This is a genomic window from Micromonospora sp. LOL_024 (assembly GCF_048060415.1).
Lineage (GTDB): Bacteria > Actinomycetota > Actinomycetes > Mycobacteriales > Micromonosporaceae > Micromonospora.
Genome location: NZ_JBHMIS010000108.1, coordinates 1 through 2,065 on the forward strand (window position 1 = coordinate 1; position 2,065 = coordinate 2,065).

At 63.8% G+C, this 2,065-nt stretch carries 1 protein-coding gene and 1 pseudogene; both read left to right on the plus strand.

Annotated elements, in window-relative coordinates; all coding sequences use genetic code 11:
- Positions 1 to 599: 599 nt before the first annotated feature.
- Positions 600 to 1,540: pseudogene (locus ACFHWY_RS28310) on the plus strand (reverse transcriptase domain-containing protein); the annotation flags it as partial.
- Between the two features lie 138 nt (positions 1,541 to 1,678).
- On the plus strand, positions 1,679 to 2,047 hold the full coding sequence (locus ACFHWY_RS28315) for a group II intron maturase-specific domain-containing protein (protein WP_416583296.1): 369 nt from the start codon (positions 1,679 to 1,681) through the stop codon (positions 2,045 to 2,047).
- Positions 2,048 to 2,065 lie beyond the last annotated feature (18 nt).

Here is a 2,065-nt window from a genome sequence, read left to right on the forward strand (position 1 = left end):
AACCGGCGTGACTACCTCACACCCGGCGAACCGGTCATACCTCGATCTTGCAGAAGCCCTGGGGTCACAGGTGAGGGGAAGACCGAAAGGGTGAACGTGAGTGATCCAGTGGTGATGCCTCGTTACGGCAACTTCCCAGGTCGGGTCGTGATGGTGGGATGATGAGGAGCGGGCCGTTGAGAATCGGCAGGCGGCGACCGAGGACGGATCTACGGTCGTGTGGACACCGCTGCTCCCGGGGTATAGCTGGCACCCGACCCGGTCGTATCTCATGCGTGTGGAACGTGGAAAACCCGTCAGGTCCATCACGATCTTCTGTGGTGGTAGGCCGACCGTGAGGAAAGCGGAATCCCGTGGCGGGAACAGGACGCCCAAGAAGCGAATGCCGGCAGCCGAAAGGAAACAGGAAAACGAGATCATGTGATGCACCGGTCCTCTCGCCGGTGGGTTCTCATATAACTGGCCGGATACCGGGCCCGGTGCCCGGCTGCGAAAGCAGGCTGACGTGTGGCGGGTGAGCCTTTGAACAGAATGTGCCGGAACCACCTGAACCGAAGGGTAAGTTAGACGCGATGACAGCTTTTGCCTTCGATGTTGCGATGGCGGCTCTCGGAGCGAACGGACCGGAGGGCGAGGACCTCGACTGGGACACGATCGTCTGGCCCATCCACGAGGAACACGTACGGCGGCTACGGGGCAGGATCTTCAAGGCGTCGAAGGCGCAGGACCTGGCCACGGTCAGGAACCTGCAGAAGATGATGCTGCGGAGCTGGTCGAACACGCTGGTCAGCGTGCGGCAGGTGACGCAGCGCAACGCTGGTCGCGTGACCGCGGGGGTGGACGGGCAGGTCGCGTTGACCTCCCGCGCCCGGATGGATCTGGCCGTGCTGGTGCACCGCACAGCGAGATCTTTCCAGCCCCAGCCGGTCCGTCGAGTGTTCATACCGAAAGCCAATGGAAAACGCAGACCGCTCGGAATTCCCGTGCTGACCGACCGCGTCCACCAGGCGCGCTGCCGCAACGCACTGGAACCCGAATGGGAGGCCCGGTTCGCGCCCCGAACGTATGGGTTCCGGCCGGGTCGAAGCTGCCAGGACGCGATCGCAGTCATCCACGTCATGGGCTGCGGGAAAAACCCGCAGCGCCGATGGGTGCTCGACGCCGACCTGAGTGCCGCATTCGACCGGATCGACCACTCTCACCTCCTCGCCAAACTCGACACATTCCCCGGCAGGGAAATGATCCGGGATGGCTGAAGGCGGGCGTGTTCGAAAAGGACACGGGGCTCACGCCGACCGATGAGGGAACCCCTCAAGGCGGTGTCATCTCACCCCTACTATTGAATGTTGCACTGCATGGGCTGGAGGAAGCGGCCGGAGTCCGTTACGAGGCGAGCGATCCGGCTCGCACGAAACGCGGCAGCCCGGCCCTGGTGGTCTATGCCGACGACATGGTCGCTCTCTGCCACACCCGGCAGCAGGCCGAACAGGTCAAAGCGCGCATAGCCGAGTGGCTGACCCCTCGGGGCCTGTCTTTCAACGAGGCCAAAACGCGAATCGTGTCACTTGAGGACGGTTTCGACTTCCTCGGGTTCACGATCCGCCGGCACGCCGAAAAGCTGATCACCAGACCGAGCAAGGCCGCCATCAAGCGGGTCAAACACCGCCTGGCCGTCGAGATGCGCGCCCTGCGCGGCAGCAACGCGGCGGCCGTCCTCGCGAAGATCAACCCGATCGTGCGGGGATGGGCGAACTACTACCGGGGAGCAGCAGCGTCCAGGACCTTCGCGGCCCTGGACCACTACCTGTGGCAGCTCACCTACAAATGGGCCTGCTTCAGCCACCAGAACAAGCCGAAGGGCTGGATCATCTCCCGCTACTACGGCCGGTTCAACCCCGCCAGCCACGACCGGTGGATCTTCGGCAACCGCGACAGCGGTGCCTGGATGCCCCGGTTCGGCTGGACCAAAATCGTCCGGCACAGTCTGGTCCTCGGCGCGGCGTCCCCAGGGCCCCGGAGTAGTCCGCGAATGTCCTTTTTGGTCTGATCTTGTTCTGGGGGCTGT